Origin of the sequence: Pseudomonas sp. 9.2(2024) (assembly GCF_039695385.1) — a bacterium.
GTDB lineage: Bacteria > Pseudomonadota > Gammaproteobacteria > Pseudomonadales > Pseudomonadaceae > Aquipseudomonas > Aquipseudomonas paraglycinae.
In genome coordinates this window covers 2,103,883-2,124,273 of sequence record NZ_CP155585.1, presented here as the reverse complement: position 1 = coordinate 2,124,273, position 20,391 = coordinate 2,103,883, and the positions used below count along the sequence as shown (strand labels likewise).

At 61.0% G+C, this 20,391-nt stretch carries 18 protein-coding genes and 4 tRNA genes; 7 read left to right on the top strand and 15 right to left on the bottom strand.

What is annotated here, in order from left to right; all coding sequences use genetic code 11:
• Positions 1–177: 177 nt before the first annotated feature.
• The 5 genes from ABFB52_RS09610 to ABFB52_RS09590 all read right to left on the bottom strand — a co-directional run bounded on the left by ABFB52_RS09610 (position 178) and on the right by ABFB52_RS09590 (position 2,876).
• Positions 178–585 carry an SEL1-like repeat protein gene (locus tag ABFB52_RS09610; RefSeq protein ID WP_064378694.1) on the bottom strand — a complete coding sequence of 136 codons (408 nt, stop codon included), beginning with the start codon at positions 583–585 and terminating at the stop codon, positions 178–180.
• Positions 586–957, bottom strand: coding sequence for a hypothetical protein (locus ABFB52_RS09605; RefSeq protein WP_003223109.1), 372 nt, complete (start codon positions 955–957; stop codon positions 586–588). It abuts the gene before it with no gap.
• Positions 954–1,295, bottom strand: a complete 342-nt coding sequence (locus ABFB52_RS09600; RefSeq protein WP_102688669.1) for a helix-turn-helix transcriptional regulator — start codon at positions 1,293–1,295, stop codon at positions 954–956. The genes ABFB52_RS09605 and ABFB52_RS09600 overlap by 4 nt, the downstream gene beginning before the upstream one ends.
• Positions 1,296–1,409: 114 nt before the next feature.
• Positions 1,410–1,865 (bottom strand): YkvA family protein, encoded by a 456-nt coding sequence (locus tag ABFB52_RS09595; RefSeq protein ID WP_007950434.1) that lies wholly within the window; start codon positions 1,863–1,865, stop codon positions 1,410–1,412.
• A gap of 294 nt (positions 1,866–2,159) precedes the next feature.
• A complete protein-coding gene (locus ABFB52_RS09590; RefSeq protein ID WP_007950433.1) occupies positions 2,160–2,876 on the bottom strand; it encodes an FKBP-type peptidyl-prolyl cis-trans isomerase in 717 nt (238 codons plus the stop codon).
• Positions 2,877–3,146: 270 nt separating this feature from the next.
• Between ABFB52_RS09590 and ABFB52_RS09585 the strand changes: the two genes are divergently transcribed.
• Complete coding sequence (locus tag ABFB52_RS09585) at positions 3,147–4,955, top strand: di-heme-cytochrome C peroxidase (RefSeq protein WP_129973580.1); 1,809 nt, start codon at positions 3,147–3,149, stop codon at positions 4,953–4,955.
• A gap of 26 nt (positions 4,956–4,981) precedes the next feature.
• Positions 4,982–6,118 (top strand): catalase family protein, encoded by a 1,137-nt coding sequence (locus ABFB52_RS09580; RefSeq protein ID WP_178082628.1) that lies wholly within the window; start codon positions 4,982–4,984, stop codon positions 6,116–6,118.
• 144 nt (positions 6,119–6,262) lie between these two features.
• Here the strand turns inward: ABFB52_RS09580 and ABFB52_RS09575 are convergent.
• The 4 genes from ABFB52_RS09575 to ABFB52_RS09560 all read right to left on the bottom strand — a co-directional run bounded on the left by ABFB52_RS09575 (position 6,263) and on the right by ABFB52_RS09560 (position 6,795).
• Positions 6,263–6,339, bottom strand: a tRNA-Asp gene (locus tag ABFB52_RS09575).
• A gap of 19 nt (positions 6,340–6,358) precedes the next feature.
• A tRNA-Val gene (locus ABFB52_RS09570) sits at positions 6,359–6,434 on the bottom strand.
• A 189-nt stretch (positions 6,435–6,623) separates the two neighbouring features.
• A tRNA-Asp gene (locus tag ABFB52_RS09565) sits at positions 6,624–6,700 on the bottom strand.
• Between the two features lie 19 nt (positions 6,701–6,719).
• Positions 6,720–6,795 (bottom strand) — tRNA-Val (locus ABFB52_RS09560).
• 159 nt (positions 6,796–6,954) lie between these two features.
• Between ABFB52_RS09560 and rdgC the strand changes: the two genes are divergently transcribed.
• From rdgC to sugE, 3 genes are all read left to right on the top strand, one after another.
• Positions 6,955–7,875, top strand: coding sequence for a recombination-associated protein RdgC (rdgC, locus tag ABFB52_RS09555; protein WP_007950430.1), 921 nt, complete (start codon positions 6,955–6,957; stop codon positions 7,873–7,875).
• Positions 7,876–7,949: 74 nt separating this feature from the next.
• Entirely contained in the window at positions 7,950–8,915 is a 966-nt protein-coding gene (locus tag ABFB52_RS09550; protein ID WP_064378690.1) for a bile acid:sodium symporter family protein, read from the top strand.
• A gap of 118 nt (positions 8,916–9,033) precedes the next feature.
• The gene (sugE, locus tag ABFB52_RS09545) at positions 9,034–9,348 is read left to right on the top strand and encodes a quaternary ammonium compound efflux SMR transporter SugE (protein ID WP_039769847.1); all 315 of its coding nucleotides are present in this window, start codon (positions 9,034–9,036) and stop codon (positions 9,346–9,348) included.
• 104 nt (positions 9,349–9,452) lie between these two features.
• Here the strand turns inward: sugE and ABFB52_RS09540 are convergent, their stop codons facing one another.
• The 4 genes from ABFB52_RS09540 to ABFB52_RS09525 form a co-directional block, all read right to left on the bottom strand.
• Positions 9,453–11,327 carry an MFS transporter gene (locus ABFB52_RS09540; protein ID WP_085747051.1) on the bottom strand — a complete coding sequence of 625 codons (1,875 nt, stop codon included), beginning with the start codon at positions 11,325–11,327 and terminating at the stop codon, positions 9,453–9,455.
• Positions 11,328–11,437: 110 nt separating this feature from the next.
• Positions 11,438–12,589 (bottom strand): TDT family transporter, encoded by a 1,152-nt coding sequence (locus tag ABFB52_RS09535; RefSeq protein WP_129973578.1) that lies wholly within the window; start codon positions 12,587–12,589, stop codon positions 11,438–11,440.
• Positions 12,590–12,694: 105 nt separating this feature from the next.
• Positions 12,695–13,006 carry a cupin gene (locus ABFB52_RS09530; RefSeq protein WP_129973577.1) on the bottom strand — a complete coding sequence of 104 codons (312 nt, stop codon included), beginning with the start codon at positions 13,004–13,006 and terminating at the stop codon, positions 12,695–12,697.
• Between the two features lie 53 nt (positions 13,007–13,059).
• Positions 13,060–14,247: an MFS transporter gene (locus ABFB52_RS09525; RefSeq protein ID WP_129973576.1), complete on the bottom strand. Its 1,188-nt coding sequence runs from the start codon at positions 14,245–14,247 to the stop codon at positions 13,060–13,062.
• A gap of 91 nt (positions 14,248–14,338) precedes the next feature.
• On the opposite strand from ABFB52_RS09525, the gene ABFB52_RS09520 reads away from it, so the two are divergent.
• Together ABFB52_RS09520 and ABFB52_RS09515 are read left to right on the top strand one after the other, a co-directional pair.
• The gene (locus ABFB52_RS09520) at positions 14,339–14,881 is read left to right on the top strand and encodes a TetR/AcrR family transcriptional regulator (protein ID WP_102718411.1); all 543 of its coding nucleotides are present in this window, start codon (positions 14,339–14,341) and stop codon (positions 14,879–14,881) included.
• A gap of 134 nt (positions 14,882–15,015) precedes the next feature.
• Complete coding sequence (locus ABFB52_RS09515; RefSeq protein ID WP_085747055.1) at positions 15,016–18,486, top strand: hybrid sensor histidine kinase/response regulator; 3,471 nt, start codon at positions 15,016–15,018, stop codon at positions 18,484–18,486.
• 9 nt (positions 18,487–18,495) lie between these two features.
• On the opposite strand, the gene rmuC is transcribed toward ABFB52_RS09515, so the two are convergent.
• Entirely contained in the window at positions 18,496–19,860 is a 1,365-nt protein-coding gene (gene rmuC / locus ABFB52_RS09510) for a DNA recombination protein RmuC (protein ID WP_165369556.1), read from the bottom strand.
• 175 nt (positions 19,861–20,035) lie between these two features.
• A complete protein-coding gene (locus ABFB52_RS09505) occupies positions 20,036–20,359 on the bottom strand; it encodes a hypothetical protein (protein WP_085747057.1) in 324 nt (107 codons plus the stop codon).
• Positions 20,360–20,391: the final 32 nt, after the last annotated feature.

The following is a 20,391-nucleotide window of genomic DNA, read 5'->3' as shown; positions in this document are numbered from 1 at the left end:
TGCGTTCCCTCGCGCAAAAATCAGGCGACGGACTTTGCGGGGGATCAAACGGAAAAGAAGTCAGGCGAGTAGGCGAAAGATGTAGGAGAAGTCTGTAACTGATCTTTATCGAACTGCAGACGCAAAAACGGGGCGGGAGGTTTCCCTCACGCCCCGTTCACGGAACAGATGATTTGCTTATCGAGAAGCGTCTCGGCCGGCCAGCTCTTTCAACTTGAGCTCCGCCAACGGATGCCCGGCCTTCGCGGCCATGGTCCACCAGCGAGCGGCCTCCGAAGGATCTGGCGCTTTGCTCGGCGTACCTGCAAGACTGATGACACCGACTTGATACGCCGCCTTGCCATCCCCGGCCAGCGCAGCCAGTCGCAACAACCGCACACCTTCTTCACGCGCGCCCAGGCCAACCCCGCGAAACGTCAGGATGTGCCCGTAAAAACTTTGCGCACCGACATCGCCCAGGTTGGCCATGCGTGCAAACTGTCCTTCGAGCCAGCGCCAGCCGCGGGGCTGACGGACAAACCACGACCAGTGAAACAGCCTACGGGCCAGCCAGTAACTTGCCCGCGCCTTGAGTCGTAAAAACACTCAGGCCTCCGCCGATTCCGGGTACTCGTACTCAAACACCCGCACCACTTCCGAAGCATGCCAGGAGGCGGCGGCAACGCCGTCGGACGGCCCGGAAAAGCGCCCCAGACGCTCGACACACTCAAAGAAACCGGTGCGTGGCAGGCGGCTGGCACCCTGGCTGATCACCAGCGAGCTGCGCAACGGTTGTTCGGCTTTCGCGTCCAGTGCGGCGAGATGCTCAAGTGCCGCGGTCAATGTCTGCATGGCCGGCGTGGGCAGTTGCAGGCGTTCAAGCAAGGCTCGATAAGTCAAAAGATGGCGCTGCCTGCGCGCCTGATCCAGCTCCCCCAGCAATCCGTCCCAATGTTGACGACTGATGCGTACGCTCACGATTGTTCCCTCCACCCTGGCACCGTCAACTCCCAGGCCAGGCTGCGGCGAATCGCGGCGTCGGGCAGACGCTCGCCACTTTCGATCATGGCCAGGTAAGACGGGCTGATGCCTACCGTGCGGGCCAGCGCCTCGATGGCGATGCCCTTCCCTTCGCGCAAACTGCGTAACTGATCCAGACCTGGAAGAATCGGGTCCGGGGTTGCCGCAAGCGGCGCTGGAGCCAGTTGCGACGGTGCTTCGTTGATGCCTGCTGCTTTCAGTAGAGCCTGATACTGAGCCCATGGCAGAACCGCATATTCGGGCTCGCCATCGCGTGCAATTATCTGAATATCCATGACTACCCCGTAGGACAACAACACTTAGCGAGTCGGCACTTTTCCCTAGAAGTGTAATCCTAACAGCGGCCAAGGTCGTGGGGGGTATCTATCTGTGTACGAGGCTGTCGCGATTCAGGACTTTTTCGGCCCCTGAAGCTGAAGTTGCTCGGGTGTATCGGGTAAACGCTCGACCACTCTGAGCTTTTCCGGAGCCTGGCGCTGGCGCCACAGGCGGAAGGCATTCAGTTCATCGTCGAGGGTTTTCATCAGCCAGGCGAGGACGGCGATGTCATCGAGCATGCCGAACATGGGAATGAAATCCGGGATGGCGTCCACCGGACTGAGGAAGTACATCAGACCCGCCACCACCGAAACGATGGCCTTGGCGCTGATCGCACGGTACTCGCCGCGCCAGTACGCCAGACACAACGCCTGCAACAGACGCAGATCGTCCTTCAGCTTGCCGAGACGATTGCCCTGAGCGGCGCCTTTGCTGGCCACGGCGAACAACAAGGTCGGCAAGCGACCTCGAGCCAGCAGGCGTCCGGCCAAAGGCAGGAATCGGGCGAAATTCCACGGCGCTTTCATTTATTTCTCCCGTTGAAATGTTATCCACACAAATTGTGGATAACCTTGTGAACAGAGCTGCATTTCAGCGCTGAGAGCCCCGTTTCATAAGGGCTGCGCTCAGATCGGGCGTTTTTTACTCACATATAAAATCCCAATATTTCATTGACTTGGCGGCCCCGGGCGTCTAGCGCGGGCAACCTTAAAGTCTAGGACTGCCATGACCGGCATCGGTTCGGTCTGTTTACGCCGACCATCGTCCAGATGCAACAACGCCCCGCATAAGCGAGGCGTTGTTGTTGAAACCGGCGAAGATTACTTGGCGGCGGCGTCTTCTTTGGCTGGATCCTTGATGGCCAGCAGTTCCAGATCGAAAACCAGAACCGAGTTGGCCGGGATTGCCGGGCTCGGCGATTGTGCGCCGTAAGCCAGATCGCTAGGGATGTACAGCTTGTACTTCTCGCCAACGTGCATCAGTTGCAGGCCTTCTACCCAACCCGGGATCACACCGCTGACCGGCAGATCGATCGGGCTGCCACGCTCGACGGAGCTGTCGAAAACGGTGCCGTTGGTCAGCTTGCCGGTGTAGTGAACGGTCACGACGTCGGTCGGCTTAGGCTGTGGGCCGTCGGCTTTCTTGACCACTTCGTACTGCAGACCGGAAGCGGTGGTGGTCACGCCGGCTTTCTTGCCGTTTTCTTCGAGGAATTTCTTGCCGGCGGCTGCCGACTCTTCGCTCATCTTGGCCATGCGCTCTTCGGCACGCTTTTGCAGCGCGGCGAAAGCTTCGACCAGTTCTTCATCTTTCAGCTTCTGTTCTTTCTTGCCGACGGCATCTTCGATGCCCTGGGCTACCGCTTTGGAGTCCAGATCATCCATGCCTTCCTGAGCAAGGCTCTTGCCCATGTTCAGGCCGATACCGTAGGAAGCTTTTTGCGCCGGGGTTTTCAGCTCTACGCTGGTCTGCGAATCACAACCCGCGAGTACCAGGCTAACCAGGGCAACCGCCGCCGCCAACCGATGCTGTTTCATGCTATTTCCTTGTTCATGCGCCGAAAGGGCAATCGAGTAAAGCCGCGAGCTTATCAGGCCGCCACGACCAATGGCTACCGGCATGAGAGCAGGAATCTTCCGATAAGTTCAGGGATTAAAAAGCATTTGGCGAAAGGCACGATGAAGCTTCTGTCATCTTTCGCCGACAGCGATTGATGCCGCTTCCCACAACACTTGGCGTAATGGCCACTTGCCGCACAGGACTCGGCTCAGGCATAACAGCGCAACAACTCGACAAGGATGTTCATCTTGCGCCTCTTATACCGTGTGCTGACGCTGATCGTGGTGCTGCTGGGACTGGTCCTGGCGGTGGTTCTTTACTATGTCGCCAATCCGAGATTGCCCTTCCCTGCGCCCGCAAAACAGGTGCACTACCTGAACCAGTGGACTGAGCAAGAGCGCCAGACCTACTACTTCACTCCGCAGGGAACGCAGGTCAAAGGCCTTCGTTACGAATGGTTTCAGGCGCTGGAGCTGCCATTCTCGCAGCAACGTTTTGCCTCCCCGGAATACCTCGCGCGCTTCGGCTTTCTGATCGATCCGCAGCAGAAAGCCACGCCGGACAACCCGGGGAATCTGCCGGTAGGTTTCGCCCGGCACCAGAATCCCGGCAGCGCCGAGCAATATCTCGACATCACGTGTGCGGCCTGCCACACCGGTGAACTGCACTTCAATGGCCAGGCAATCCGTATTGACGGCGGCTCGGCCCAGCATGTGTTGCCCTCCAGCGTTCCTACATTGCGCGGCGGCAGTTTCGGACAGGCATTGGTCGCCAGTCTCACCTCAACTTACTACAACCCGTGGAAATTCGAGCGCTTCGCCCGCCACGTGCTGGGCAACGACTACGACGCACGCCACGAACAACTGCGCAAAGACTTCAAAAGCTCACTCAACACCTTCATCAAAGTGGCCTGGAACGACACCCATCGCGGCCTCTACCCCACCGAAGAAGGCCCGGGGCGCACCGATGCGTTCGGGCGTATCGCCAACGCGACCTTCGGCGACGCGATCTCCCCGGACAACTACCGCGTGGCCAACGCCCCGGTGGATTACCCGCAGCTTTGGGACATGTGGACCTTCGACTGGGTGCAGTGGAACGGTTCGGCGCAACAACCGATGGCACGCAATATCGGCGAGGCGCTGGGCGTCGGCGCCACCCTGAATTTTTTCGGCACCAACGGCCAGCCGCTGCAGGGCGATGACCGCTATGCCTCCAGCGTACGTGTGCGTGATCTGCACAAGATCGAAGAAACCCTGCAAAAACTGCGACCGCCGGCATGGCCTGAAGAGTTGCTCGGCGCCGTCGACAAACCCTTGGCAGCCAAGGGGCGAGCCCTGTTCGCCGAGAATTGCGCCGGGTGCCACGTACCGCGCCAGACCCAGGACGGCGAACGCTGGGTGCAACATCTGCACATGCTCCCGGTGGACGTCATCGGCACCGACCCGAATGCCGCCAACAACATTGCCAATCACCGCTTCGACCTGACCGCCCTGCAATGGAACCCGGCGGAACTCGAACAAATGGACGTGAAGTTGCATCCCAAACCCAAGGAGCCACTGGACCTCAGCCAGCTGTCAGTGGCCAAGGGACTGGCTTACGTCACCGCCTTCGTGGAAAACCGTGCGTACCGTGAAGCAGGCGTCACCGCCGCCGAGAAACCACAGCTCGACGGCTTCGGTCTGCCGATCGGCGTTCGCGAAAAAGTCGCCTACAAGGCGCGTCCGCTTGCCGGCGTATGGGCCACGGCCCCGTTCCTGCACAACGGCTCGGTGCCGAGCCTTTATCAGTTGCTGTCGCCTCAGGACGAGCGCGCCACCACCTTCTATAAAGGCACCTTCGAATACGACCCGCGCCATCTGGGCTACCGCACCGAAGCCTTCACCAACGGTTTCCTGTTCGACACCCGCATCACCGGCAACCACAACAGCGGCCACGAATTCCGCGCCGGCGAGCGCGGCAACGGCGTCATCGGCCGACTGCTGCAGCCAGAAGAGCGCTGGGCGCTGCTTGAATACCTGAAAGTGCTGGGCGGCCCGCTGGAGGCGCAACTGCCATGATCTTCAATTCCTTCAAAAGACCTTCGATACTGGCGCGTTTCTGGCTCTGGCTGGGACGGTTACTGGGCAAAACCCTGCTGATCCTGCTGGTGATCGGTCTGATCGGCTGGGCACTGAGCACCGCGTGGTTCGCCTGGCAGCACCGTGGCCCGGTGTCGGCGCTGGAGCAGATTCCAGATGGCGAAGCCGCCATGACCCAGGACGTGATTCAGACCGCCGTGCGCATCGTCGATCAGCACCGCGAAAGCACCCGCTACCTGCGCGATGCACATGCCAAGGCTCATGGCTGCGTGAAGGCCGATGTGCAGGTGTTGCCGGATCTGGCTCAGGAATTGCGCCAGGGCGTTTTCAGCGAACCGGGCAAGCTGTGGAAAGCGACGATGCGCCTGTCCAACGGCAACGCCTATCCGCAATTCGACAGCATCCGCGATGCCCGGGGCATGGCGCTCAAATTGCTCGATGTGCCGGGCAAGCAGTTGCTGGGGGACCGTCAGGGGCTGCACGAGCAGGATTTCGTGATGTTCAGTCACCCGAACTTCTTTGTCAGCGATGTCGCCGAGTATCGTCAGAATGTGGCGGCGCAGGCTGACGGCAAGAAGGTCATGGCGTTTTTTCCGGGGTGGGATCCGCGCAGCTGGCAGATCCGGCATTTGTTCATTGCATTGGCAACCCTATCGCCACCGCCGGAAAGCCCGACCCGCACGACCTATTTCTCGGTATCGCCCTACAAGTTCGGCGAGGCCAATGCCAAGTTCCGGGTGATGCCGGATCCGGAGCGCTGCCCCGCTTATACCTTGCCGAAACAGAACCAGGATCTGCCGAACTTCCTGCGCAATGCGCTGAATCAACAGCTGTCCACCGACCGGATTCCGGCGTGTTTCGTGTTGCAAATTCAGCGGCAGGACGCGAACAAGTACATGCCGATCGAAGACACCAGCATCGAATGGCGCGAGCAGGACAGCCCATTCCAGACAGTGGCGCGGATCACCCTGCCCCCGCAGGACTTCGACACCCCGGCGCTGAACCTGCAATGCGACAACCTTTCCTTCAACCCTTGGTTCGGCATCGACGCTCATCGCCCGATTGGCGGGATCAACCGCCTGCGCAAGGCGGTGTATGAAGCGGTCAGCGATTACCGCCACAGCCGCAACTCGGCGCAATAGCAGCGCCAGAAACGAAAAAAGCGACCTTCAAAGGTCGCTTTCTCATGTTCAGGCCGGCAAAAGCCAAATCCCGGACAGCAAAAAGCCCGCGCTAGGCGGGCTTTCTGTGGTGATCTGGCGTTCAGTGTTCCAGATTACCGAATATGGCGCAGCGGACGGGACTCGAACCCGCGACCCCCGGCGTGACAGGCCGGTATTCTAACCGACTGAACTACCGCTGCGCGAAACGCTTGAAACGAATGGTGGGTGATGACGGGATCGAACCGCCGACATTCTGCTTGTAAGGCAGACGCTCTCCCAGCTGAGCTAATCACCCTTCGCTTCGTTACGGGGCGCATTATGCCACAGATTTTCGTAATGTGTTGATTTAATTGAAGTTTTTTTCAAATAAATCCGAAAACCGTGAAACGACACATCCCGCATGTACAACTCGAGGCAGAAAAAAACCCGCCTTGGCGGGTTTTTCCGTGGTGACCTGGCGTTCAGTGTTCCAGGTTACCGAATATGGCGCAGCGGACGGGACTCGAACCCGCGACCCCCGGCGTGACAGGCCGGTATTCTAACCGACTGAACTACCGCTGCGCTAAACACTTGAAACGAATGGTGGGTGATGACGGGATCGAACCGCCGACATTCTGCTTGTAAGGCAGACGCTCTCCCAGCTGAGCTAATCACCCTTCGCTTCGGTGTGGCGCGCATTCTACGGAGCGACCCAACCTCTGGCAAGCACTTTTTTAAATAATTTTCTCAGCCCTTCCAAAGGCTTAGAGAAGGGTTGGCCTATGACCCGGCGAAGACAATAATGCCCCCCTTTGTATAAAGGAGAGACTCACCCCATGTGGTTCAAAAACCTGCTTATCTATCGCCTGACCCAAGACCTGCCTGTCGATGCCGAGGCGCTGGAAACTGCACTGGCCACCAAACTGGCGCGTCCATGTGCAAGCCAGGAGTTGACCACCTACGGTTTCGTCGCGCCGTTCGGCAAGGGCGAAGATGCTCCACTGGTGCACGTCAGCGGTGACTTCCTGCTGATCTCCGCCCGTAAAGAAGAACGCATCCTGCCCGGCAGCGTCGTGCGTGACGCGGTCAAGGAAAAGGTCGAAGAGATCGAAGCCGAGCAGATGCGCAAGGTCTATAAGAAGGAGCGCGATCAGATCAAGGATGAAATCATCCAGGCCTTCCTGCCGCGCGCCTTTATCCGCCGCTCGTCGACCTTCGCCGCCATCGCGCCGAAACAGGGTCTGATCCTGGTCAACTCGGCCAGCCCGAAACGCGCCGAAGACCTGCTCTCCACCCTGCGTGAAGTGATCGGCACCCTGCCGGTTCGCCCGCTGACCGTGAAAACCGCGCCGACCGCCGTGATGACCGAATGGGTCACCACCCAGCAAGCCGCCCCGGACTTCTTCGTGCTGGACGAGTGCGAACTGCGCGACACCCACGAAGACGGCGGCATCGTGCGTTGCAAGCGTCAGGACCTGACCAGCGAAGAAATCCAGCTGCACCTGAGCACCGGCAAGGTGGTGACTCAACTGTCGCTGGCCTGGCAGGACAAGCTGTCGTTCATGCTCGACGACAAGATGACCGTCAAGCGCCTGAAGTTCGAAGATCTGCTGCAGGATCAGGCGGAACAGGACGGCGGCGACGAAGCCCTCGGCCAACTGGACGCCAGCTTCACCCTGATGATGCTGACGTTCGGCGACTTCCTGCCGGCGCTGGTTGAAGCACTGGGCGGCGAAGAGACTCCGCAGGGCATCTAAGCCTCTGCGCAGTCTTTGGGTTATCTTCAAACGCCACCGCTTCGGTGGCGTTTTCACATAATAAGGAACAGGCCATGCGCGCACTGGCTGCACTGAGTCGTTTTGTCGGCAACACCTTCGCTTACTGGGTTCTGATTTTCGCGGTGATCGCGTTCCTGCAACCGGCCTGGTTCCTCGGCCTCAAAGGCGCGATCGTGCCACTGCTCGGGCTGGTGATGTTCGGCATGGGCCTGACCCTCAAACTCGACGACTTCGCCGCCGTCGCCCGCCATCCGTGGCGTGTGGCGCTGGGCGTGGTCGCGCATTTCGTGATCATGCCGGGGATGGCATGGCTGCTGTGCCAGATCTTTCATCTGCCGCCGGAAATCGCCGTCGGCGTGATTCTGGTCGGTTGCTGCCCAAGCGGCACCTCATCGAACGTCATGACCTGGCTGGCCCGTGGCGACCTTGCGCTGTCGGTGGCCATCGCCGCCGTCACCACCCTCCTCGCCCCGCTGCTGACCCCGGCGCTGATCTGGCTGCTGGCCTCGGCCTGGTTGCCGGTTTCGTTCATGGAATTGTTCTGGTCGATCCTGCAAGTGGTGCTGCTGCCGATCGTTCTCGGCGTGGTCGCGCAACGAGTGCTTGGGGACAAGGTGCGCCACGCGGTGGAAGTGCTGCCGCTGGTGTCGGTGGTCAGCATCGTGATCATTGTTGCCGCCGTGGTTGCCGCCAGCCAGGCGAAAATCGCCGAATCCGGCCTGCTGATCATGGCCGTGGTGATGTTGCACAACAGCTTCGGCTATTTGCTGGGGTATTTCACCGGGCGCCTGTTCGGCCTGCCGCTGCCGCAGCGCAAATCCCTGGCGCTGGAAGTCGGTATGCAGAACTCGGGGTTGGGGGCTGCGCTGGCCAGTGCGCACTTCTCGCCGCTGGCGGCGGTGCCGAGCGCGTTGTTCAGTGTGTGGCACAACATTTCCGGGGCGCTGCTGTCGACGTACTTCCGACGGATGAGCGAAAAACAAGACCGTGAGACTCTGGCGCAACAGGCGGCCGACTGATCCCGGATCAAGGCGCGGCGCACAATTTTCGGTAGTATGTGCGCCACGCGGGGACGACCCTGCGGCTCAATCGAGTTTTCAATCTGGGGACGGCCCCGTCAATCGATGGAGGTTTTTCATGTCCTGGATCATTCTGTTTTTCGCCGGCCTGTTCGAAGTCGGCTGGGCCGTCGGCCTGAAATACACCGACGGTTTCACCCGTCCGCTTCCGACCGTTCTCACCGTTGCCGCCATGGCAGTCAGCCTTGGCCTGCTGGGTCTGGCAATGAAGGAATTGCCACTGGGCACGGCCTATGCGATCTGGACTGGCGTCGGTGCCGTGGGCACGGTGATTGCCGGGATCATTCTGTTTGGCGAATCGATGGCGTTGATTCGCCTGGCCAGCGTGGCGTTGATCGTCACCGGGTTGATCGGGCTCAAGGTCAGCGCCTGATTCACTGCCGCTATCGCGAGCAGGCTCGCTCCCACAGTAGTTCTGCATTTACAGTTCCAATGTGGGAGCGAGCCCGCTCGCGATAAGGCCCGCACAATCAACAGCTACCTGACTGTCCCGCGCAATTCCCCGACCAACGCCTGCAACTCCGCTGGCTGCGCTGCTTCAACAGCAACCGGCGAACCCGCCACCAGCGTCACCCGCGACCACAAGCGCCGGAACACTCCCTTGTTCGGATCGCGGCTGAAGAAACTTCCCCACAACCCCTGCAACGCCAGCGGAATCACCGGCACCGGTGTCTCTTCGAGAATCCGCGTCAGCCCGCCCTTGAACTCGTTGATCTCGCCATCAGCGGTCAACTTGCCTTCCGGGAAGATGCACACCAGCTCACCGTCCTTCAGATACTGGGCAATCCGGGTGAAGGCTTTTTCGTAGATCTGGATGTCTTCCTGACGTCCGGCGATAGGAATCGTCCCCGCCGTGCGGAAGATAAAGTTCAGCACCGGCAGGTTGTAGATCTTGTAGTACATGACAAAACGAATCGGCCGACGCACCGCGCCGCCAATCAGCAACGCATCGACGAACGACACGTGGTTGCACACCAGCAACGCAGCGCCCTCATCGGGAATCGCCTCAAGGTTGCGATGCTCGACGCGGTACATCGAATGGCTGAGCAACCAGATCATGAAACGCATGCTGAACTCGGGGACGATCTTGAAGATGTAGGCGTTGACGCCGATGTTGAGCAGCGACACCACCAGAAACAGCTGCGGAATAGACAGCTTGACCACGCTCAACAACACGATGGTGACAATCGCCGAGATCACCATGAACAGCGCGTTGAGAATGTTGTTGGCGGCAATCACCCGCGCCCGCTCGTTCTCGGCGGTGCGCGACTGGATCAGCGCGTACAGTGGGACGATGTAGAAACCGCCGAAGATCCCGAGGCCCAGCACATCGATCAACACCGCCCAGGCATGGCCGAAACTCAGCACTTCGGTCCAGCTATGGCCAACAGCGCTTTCTGGAATTCCACCGGAATGCCACCACAGCAACAGCCCGAAAACCGTCAGGCCGAACGAGCCAAACGGCACCAGGCCGATCTCGACTTTGCGTCCGGATAGCTTCTCGCACAGCATCGAACCCAGCGCGATACCGACCGAAAACACCGTCAGAATCAGGGTGACCACGGTTTCGTCGCCGTGCATCCACTCCTTGGCGTAAGCCGGGATCTGCGTCAGATAAATCGCCCCGACGAACCAGAACCACGAGTTGCCGACAATCGAGCGCGACACCGCTGGCGTCTGCCCCAGGCCCAGTTTCAAGGTCGCCCAGGACTGACTGAAGATGTTCCAGTTCAGGCGCATCTCCGGGGTGGCCGCCGCGGCGCGGGGAATGCTGCGACTGGCCAGATAGCCCAGCACGGCGATGCCGACAATCGCGGCGGACACCACCGGCGCGTAATTGGCCGACGACATCATCACTCCGGCACCGATGGTCCCGGCCAGGATCGCCAGGAACGTGCCCATCTCCACCAGCCCGTTGCCGCCGACCAGTTCATCGTCGCGCAAGGCCTGCGGCAGGATCGAATATTTCACCGGCCCGAACAGCGCCGAGTGCGTGCCCATGGCGAACAGCGCCACCAGCATCAGCGACAGGTGATCGAACAGGAAGCCGACGGATCCCACGGCCATGATGGCGATTTCTGCCAGCTTGATCAGACGGATCAACGCGTCCTTGGCGAATTTTTCCCCGAACTGCCCGGCCAGCGCCGAGAACAGAAAGAACGGCAGAATAAACAGCAGCGCACACAGGTTGACCCAGATCGAGCGGTCACCTTCGATGGTCAGCCGATAGAGAATGGCGAGGATCAGCGACTGCTTGAACACGTTATCGTTGAACGCGCCCAGCGACTGGGTAATGAAGAACGGCAGGAAGCGCCGGGTGCGCAGCAGGTTGAACTGTGAGGGGTGACTCATCTTCCGTGTGACCCTGTTGTTTTTGGAAAGAGAAGGTAGCGAGTGGCCTGGCTACGCTTATAAGAATCTCGAACCGCGATCCAGGCCACACATTACCTAATCTTTGCAGGTTATTTCTTCAAACCTGCAATGCACGGTGAAACAAACAGCTCGCCGCGCCATGCACCTTGCAGCGTACGTTTACCGACGATCAGCCACATCACCGCCAGCAACGTCACCAGTACACAACCGGCCACACTGAAGAACGTCAGGTGCAACGTGCTGCCCAGTTTCAGGGTTGCCAGCGAATAAACGCCCAGCGGGAAGGTGAAGCCCCACCAGCCAAGGTTGAACGGAATGCCGTCACGCAGGTAACGCACGGTGATCAGCAGCGCCATCAGCATCCACCACAGACCGAAGCCCCACAGCGTGATCCCGGCGACCAGGCCCAGGCCCGACGCCATTTCGCCGATGCCCGGCAGACCGTTGGCCGCGAAGATCGCCGGGGCGTCGCCACCCAGCAGCAACATGCCCAGGGCGCCGGTGCCGATTGGCCCCAGGGCCAGCCAGCTCGATGCCGCCATGTTTTCGTGGGGCAATTTGTGCAAGGCCATGCGCAACAACAGGATGGTCAGGATGCTGAACGCCACCGGCAGAGAAAAGGCCCAAAGCACGTAACTGGTGACCAGCACCACCAGTTGCGAGTGCGCATCGGCGAGATGCGGCGCCAGCAGTCCACCACTGGCCGCCGCCACTTCTGCCGCCACCACCGGCAGCAGCCAGACGGCGGTCATCTGATCGATGCTGTGTTCCTGACGGGTAAACATCATGTAGGGAATCAGCACGCCGCAGGCCAGCGACATCGCCACGTCCAGCCACCACAACAATTCGGCCAGTTGAATGACCCCATCGCCCCAGCGCGGCAGACCGAACAGCAGAAAACCGTTGATGATGGTCGCCAGCCCCATCGGAATGGTGCCGAAGAACATCGAAACCGTGGAATGGCCGAAGATCCGCCGCGCCTCGTCGAAGAAAAGAATCCAGCGGGCGGCGTAGGCAACGGTAAACAGCACGAACAACAGAATGTTGAACAACCACAGCCCTTCGGCCACGGCGTGCAGGCCGGGAATGGACACCGGCAATTGCGCCAGCGCCAACGCAAGCACACCGGTGCCCATAGTGGCGGCGAACCAGTTCGGGGTGAATTGGCGAATCACTTCACGCGGGTGCTGAAGCTGGCTGAATGGCTTGATGCCGGGTTTGGCGCTGTCGGGGCAAATCATCATGAACTCCTGTCCTCAGGTGAGGTTGAGTTCATGGTAGAACCGAATCGAATATCTATATAACGGGTAATATCTCTAACTGTTATCTGTTTTGCAGATATGCAGTCAGGCACTGCCTTCGGTTTCGATCACCAGAATCCGCGCCGCACCCTGAGGATGAGCGATGTGTTCTGTGCCGATGGACGCGAAGAAGATATCGCCAACGTCGAGCAAGGCCTGCTTCTCCTCACCTTCTTCGCGATAGTGCATGAGCACCTGACCATCGAGCACCACAAACACTTCTTCACCGTCATTGACGTGCCATTTGTACGGCTGATCAGTCCAGTGCAGGCGCGTGGTGATGCCGTTCATGTTGGCGATGTCGAGCGCGCCCCAGGCGCGCTCGGCGGTGAAGGTCTTGCTGCGGATGATCTTCATGCGTCGATCCGTGAGAAGAATGGGCTGGCCAAGGCTAACCGAATCTGACGGGCTTATGGAGCGCTGCAAGTCTTGGCCGCTTGCGCCCGGAAACTCATCAGCAGCGCACCGACCGCCAGCACAATCAGCACCGCGCCATACACATCGGTGGTGGTCAGCAGGCCCACGCTGTGGGTGAAATGTCCGGCCAGCAACGCCGGCAGGCAGAACGCCAGGTAACTCAACACATAGAACGCCGACATCAAACCGGCGCGTTCATGAGGCAATGCCAGCGGCACCAGACTGCGTACCGTTCCGAGGAAACCCGAGCCAAAGCCACAACCGGCCACCAGCGTGCCGAAGAAGAACAGCGACAGACTGGCGCTGTGCACGCCCAACAGAATCAGCACGATACCGGCCGGCAGCAGACTCGCCCCAAGTTGTAGCGCGCGGGAGGCAGGACGATTGCGCAAGGTGTAGATCATCAATGCACCGGTCACGGTCAGCGCCGCCACGGTCGCGCCGCCGATCAGGTTGGAGGTGGAACCGGTGGCCGTGCGCACCAGCGACGGTGCCAGCGAGGCATAAAAACCGCCGAGCGCCCAGGTCGCGGTGTTCAGCGGCAAGACTCGCCACAGCGTCGAACGCGCCTGCACCGGCACATGCAGGGTCGGCCGCAACGAGGCCCATGCCCCGGCCTGCGGCGAGACGCTTTCCGGCAGGCGCCAAACATAGATGCCCTGCAACACAAACAGCGCGAGCAGCAACCAATAGGTCAACTGCAACGGCGCCGGGGCGAACTCGGCCAGCAAGCCGCAACCCATGCCGCCCAATGCCATGCCGAGCAACGGCGCAACGCTGTTGATCAACGGCCCTTGCTGGCGATCAGTGTCCAGCAGCGTCGCGCTCAACACAGCGGTGGCCATGCCGGTGGCGAAGCCTTGCAGCACTCGCGCGCCGATCAGCCAGCCCACGCTGTCGGCGTAGATAAACAGCAGCATCGCCAGCGCATTGAGCATCACAGCGGTGAAGATCACCGGTTTGCGTCCCAGGTGATCCGACAGCGAACCGACCGTCAGCAACGCGGCCAGCAGACTGAGGGCGTAGACGCCGAAAATCAGGGTCAATACCGCTGCCGAAAAATGCAGCTGATCCTGATACAGGTGATACAACGGCGTCGGCGCAGTGGAAGCGGCGAGAAAACTCAGTAAGGTGATCGCCAGAAACCACAGGCTGGAACGATGGGAAGCAAGGCTGGTCATGGGCACACTCCGCAAAAGCTAATTTTTTGCTTTTGCGGAGTGTGCTCTTGGCTTGCGCTTAAAGCAAATTCTTTGTGTTAAGGTCTGCCGCATGGCTATTAAAGAAGGTTTACGCCCGGGTGGCCGCAGTGCCCGGGTGCAGGAGTCGATTCACTCGGCAGTCCGCGCGCTTCTGCAAGAACAGGAGCGCTCAACGGTGACCGTCCCGCAAATCGCGGCGCGGGCCGGCGTGACGCCATCGACGATTTATCGGCGTTGGGGAGATCTGGCCGCCTTGCTGGCCGACGTCGCCCTCGCCCGCATGCGTCCCGACAGCGAGCCGGCAGAAACCGGTAGCCTGCGCAGCGACATCCGCGCCTGGGCGGAACAATATCTCGACGAAATGAGTTCGGAACCCGGGCGCAACATGATGCGCGACGTGCAGGCGAGCGCGACGCCGGGCTATTGCGTAACGATCATCGGCGCGCAACTGCAGACCATCATCGAGCGCCACCCCAAGGAAACGGCGCCGAGCGTGGATCGTCTGATCAATCTGGTGGTGTCCCCGGTGGTGTTCCGCATTCTGTTTTCGGCAGCGCCGCTGGAAGTCGAAGAACTGCACCGCTTGATCGACATCGCGCTCAAACCGGACTGACCCCAGAACTGCCCGGTTCTGTTCCTGCGACACCCCGCCGCGCCACGACCTTGGTCGACACTGACTAACCGTCGCGCCCGTGCGAGACTGTCTGACCGGGCGCGAGTCCGGTCGTTTTCTGTCGGGAGTGTTCCATGTCGTTGTCCACCGGGCTGATCGCCGCCGTCGCCCTGGCCTATATGGCCATCATGTTCGCCATCGCCTTCTACGGCGACCGTCGCAGCGCACCGCTGCCGCCACGGGTGCGCGCCTGGGTGTACAGCCTGTCGCTGGCGGTCTACTGCACCAGCTGGACGTTTTTCGGCGCGGTCGGTCAGGCGGCCGAACAGCTGTGGTCGTTCCTGCCGATCTACCTGGGGCCGATCCTGCTGCTGCTCGGTGCGCCGTGGGTGCTGCAGAAGATGGTGATGATCAGCAAACAGGAGAACATCACCTCCATCGCCGACTTCATCGCCGCCCGGTACGGTAAATCCCAGTCGTTGGCGGTGGTCGTCGCGCTGATCTGTCTGGTCGGCGTTCTCCCTTATATAGCCTTGCAACTCAAAGGCATTGTCCTCGGCGTAAACCTGCTGATCGGTGCCGGCGCCGACGCCATGGGCACCCGCGCCCAGGACACGGCGCTGATCGTGTCACTGGTGCTGGCGCTGTTCACCATCGTTTTCGGTACGCGCAACCTCGATGCCACCGAGCACCACCGGGGCATGGTGCTGGCGATTGCTTTCGAGTCGCTGGTCAAACTGTTCGCCTTCCTCGCCGTCGGCGCCTTCGTCACCTACGGGCTGTATGACGGCTTCGACGACCTGTTCAATCAGGCGATGCTCGCCCCGCGCCTTGAGGAATACTGGAAAGAAACCATCAACTGGCCGTCGATGGTGGTGCAGACCGGCGTGGCGATGATGGCGATCATCTGCCTGCCCCGGCAGTTCCACGTGACGGTGGTCGAGAACATCGACCCGCAGGATCTGCGCCTGGCCAAATGGGTGTTCCCGGCCTACCTCGCACTGGCCGCGTTGTTTGTCGTCCCGATCGCCCTGGCCGGTCAGATGATGCTGCCCAGCTCGGTCATCCCCGACTCTTTCGTTATCAGCCTGCCATTGGCCCAGGCTCACCCGGCGCTGGCGATGCTGGCGTTTATCGGCGGTGCATCGGCCGCCACCGGCATGGTGATCGTGGCGAGTGTGGCGCTGTCGACCATGGTCTCCAACGACATGCTGTTGCCGTGGCTGCTGCGCCGCAACAATGCCGAGCGGCCGTTCGAAGTTTTCCGCCAGTGGATGCTCTCGGTGCGCCGGGTCAGCATCGTGGTGATTCTGTTGCTGGCTTACGTCAGCTACCGCTTGCTCGGATCGACCGCGAGCCTGGCGACCATCGGCCAGATCGCTTTCGCGGCAGTCACTCAACTGGCCCCGGCGATGCTCGGCGCGCTGTACTGGAAACAGGCCAACCGCCGCGGCGTGTTCGCCGGCCTCGCCGCCGGCACGTTCCTGTGGTTCTACACCCTGATCCTGCCGATCGCTGCGCGCAGCCTCGGCTGGTCGCTGGACAGTTTCCCCGGGCTCGCCTGGCTGCACAGCAACCCGCTGAACCTGCCGATCACCCCGCTGACCCAAGGCGTGGTGCTGTCGCTGGCGGGCAACTTCACGTTGTTTGCCTGGGTATCTGTGCTGTCGCGCACCCGGGTGTCGGAGCACTGGCAGGCCGGACGTTTTATCGGTCAGGAGATCAGCGCACGGCCGAGCGCCCGCTCGATGCTGGCGGTGCAGATTGATGACTTGCTGCAACTGGCCGCGCGGTTTGTCGGTGAAGAACGCGCGCGGCAGAGCTTCATCCGCTTTGCCTATCGCCAGGGCAAAGGCTTCAACCCGAATCAGAACGCTGACGGCGAATGGATCGCCCACACCGAGCGATTACTGGCCGGTGTCCTTGGCGCCTCTTCGACGCGAGCTGTAGTAAAAGCCGCCATCGAAGGTCGGGAAATGCAGTTGGAGGACGTCGTCCGGATCGCCGACGAAGCCTCGGAAGTGCTGCAGTTCAACCGTGCGCTGCTGCAAGGCGCCATCGAAAACATTACCCAAGGCATCAGCGTGGTCGACCAGTCGCTGAAACTGGTGGCCTGGAACCGGCGCTATCTGGAACTGTTCAACTATCCGGACGGTTTGATCAGCGTTGGCCGACCGATTGCCGACATCATTCGCCACAACGCCGAGCGTGGTTTGTGCGGCCCCGGTGAAGCAGAAGTTCATGTCGCCCGGCGCCTGCACTGGATGCGTCAGGGCCGCGCCCACACGTCTGAGCGGCTGTTCCCCAACGGCCGGGTGATCGAGCTGATCGGCAACCCGATGCCCGGCGGCGGTTTCGTCATGAGTTTCACCGACATCACCGCGTTCCGCGAAGCCGAGCAGGCTTTGACCGAGGCCAACGAAGGGCTGGAGCAACGGGTCAGCGAACGGACGCAGGAACTGTCGCAACTCAACGTCGCGCTGACCGAAGCCAAGGGCAATGCCGAGGCGGCCAACCAGTCCAAGACCCGTTTCCTCGCCGCCGTCAGCCACGATCTGATGCAGCCTCTGAACGCCGCACGGCTGTTCTCTGCCGCCCTCTCCCATCAGGAAGACGGCCTGAGCGGCGAAGCGCAGAAACTGGTGCAGCATCTGGACAGCTCGCTGCGTTCGGCCGAAGACCTGATCAGCGATCTGCTGGACATTTCCCGTCTGGAAAACGGCAAGATCAACCCGGATCGCAAGCCGTTCGCGGTCAATGAGCTGTTCGATATTCTCGGCGCGGAGTTCAAGGCGCTCGCCCAGGAACAGGGCTTGAGCTTCCGGGTACGCGGAAGTCAGTTACGCATCGACAGCGACATCAAACTGCTGCGGCGCATTCTGCAGAACTTCCTCACCAACGCATTCCGCTACGCAAAAGGCCCGGTACTGCTGGGCGTGCGTCGACGAAAAGGCGAAATCTGTCTGGAAGTGTGGGATCGCGGGCCGGGGATTCCGGAGGACAAACAGCAAGTGATCTTCGAGGAATTCAAACGCCTCGACAGCCACCAGACCCGCGCCGAAAAAGGTCTGGGCCTGGGTCTGGCGATCGCCGATGGTCTCTGCCGCGTGCTCGGCCATACCTTGCGCGTGCGCTCATGGCCGGGGCGCGGCAGCGTGTTCAGTGTCCGCGTACCGTTGGCCAAAGCGCAGACGGTACAGCCGGCGGCGGCGGTGGAAATCAATGGCAAATTGCACAGCGGCGCGCAGGTGCTGTGCATCGACAACGAAGACAGCATTCTGATCGGCATGAACAGCCTGCTCACGCGCTGGGGCTGCCAGGTCTGGACCGCACGCAACCGCGAAGAATGTGCGGCACTGCTCGACGACGGCGTGCGGCCACAATTGGCATTGGTGGACTATCACCTTGATCACGGCGAAACCGGCACCGATCTGATGGCCTGGTTGCGCACAAGGCTGGGCGAACCGGTGCCCGGCGTGGTGATCAGCGCCGACGGGCATCCGGAAACCGTGGCCCAGGTTCACGCAGCGGGGCTGGATTACCTGGCCAAACCGGTGAAACCGGCGGCGTTGCGGGCGTTGTTGAGTCGCTATTTGCCGCTCTAGCAGAGCGGCTTATTCAGGCAGTTCGACCAGGCCGTCGGCATCGGTCATTGCGCGCTCCAGCAGGTCTGCGGGCAGGCTTTTGCTGGCCCGCGCGCCGAGCAGCTTGAGCTGTTCGCTGCGGCTGACCAGGTTGCCCCGCCCTTCCGTCAGCTTGTTGCGCGCCGCGCTGTAGGCCTTGTCCAGTTGCTGCAAGCGATTGCCGACTTCGTCCAGATCCTGAATGAACAGCACGAACTTGTCGTAAAGCCAACCGGCGCGCTCGGCGATTTCCCGGGCGTTCTGGCTCTGGCGCTCCTGCTTCCACAGGCTGTCGATGACTCGCAAAGTGGCCAGCAGCGTGGTCGGGCTGACGATCACGATGTTGCGGTCGAAGGCCTCCTGAAACAGCGTCGGCTCGGCCTGCAACGCGGCGGAAAACGCCGCTTCGATGGGCACGAACAGCAAGACGAAATCGAGACTGTGCAAACCTTCCAGACGTTTGTAATCCTTGCCGGCCAGGCCTTTGACGTGGCTGCGCAAGGACAGCACGTGCTGCTTCATGGCGATCTGGCCGATGGCATCGTCGTCCGCCGCGACGTATTGCTGATACGCGGTGAGGCTCACCTTGGAGTCGACCACCACCTGCTTGTCGCCCGGCAGATAAATGATCACGTCCGGCTGGAAACGCTCGCCGTCCGGGCCCTTGAGATTGACCTGGGTCTGGTACTCGCGGCCCTTCTCCAGCCCGGCATGCTCAAGCACACGCTCGAGAATCAGCTCGCCCCAGTTGCCCTGAGTCTTCTGGCCCTTCAGGGCGCGGGTCAGGTTGGTCGCTTCGTCGCTGAGGCGCAGGTTCAGTTGCTGCAAACGCTCCAGCTCCTTGGCCAGCGAAAAACGCTCGCGGGCTTCGGCCTGATAGCTTTCCTCGACGCGTTTTTCGAACGACTGGATGCGTTCCTTCAAAGGATCAAGCAATTGGCCGAGGCGCTGCTGGCTGGTTTCGGCGAAGCGTTGTTCGCGCTCATCGAAGATCTTGCCGGCCAGTTCGGCGAACTGTGCGCGCAGCTCGTCACGGGAACCTTGCAGGTCATCCAGGCGTTGTTGATGGCTTTCCTGTTGCTCGCGCAATTCGGCATTCAGCGAAGCCGCTTGGGCGTCCAGGCGCCGTAACTCGGCTTCTTTGTTGGCGCGTTCGAGGTTCCAGGCATGGGCAGCGTCACGGGCATCATCGCGCTCGATCTGCAACAGCTCGACTTCCCGGCGCACGGCCGCGAGATCAGCTTGTTTGGAGGCGTTGGCCTGGCCGAGATCGGCGATTTCATCGCGGCAGGCTTCAAGTTGAGCAGTGAGGCCGTCTTGGGCCATTTGTGCCATGGCCAGCCGCTCTTCGAGCAAGGCGACTTCAGACTGGTTCTGACTGGCCCGGCGTTGCAGTTGCCAGGCCAGCGCCAGCAGCGGCACGGCCGCGCCTGCCAGCCCCAGCAGGATGCTGGTCAAGTCCATCGCCATAGTGATTCCCGCCGATCCGATAAAGCCTGAAGGTTAACCAAGGCGTCTGGTCTTGGACAGCTCAGTCTTCGATCAGGCCGAGTTCCTGTTGCGCGCGGCGGTCACCGGCGCGGGCGGCCTGACGCAACAGGTCCTGGCCGATCCGGCGATCCCGGGCATTGCCGCACTCGCGGCACATCAACTGGCCGAGGCGACTTTGCGCGGCGACCACCCCTTCCCGGGCCGGTTGCTTGAGCAGGCGGCCGGCGAGGTGCTTGGCATTCTGGCTATCGCCCAGGCGCGGGCTGTCCAGCAGCCATTCGGCCACGCGCACGGAAAATCGCTTGGGAGCGGTAACACGAAGGGGTTGGGAGGTAACAGATTCTGGAGCTGAACGAAACTTCATAAAGCACTGTGGGACAGATCGGAAGGCGCGCC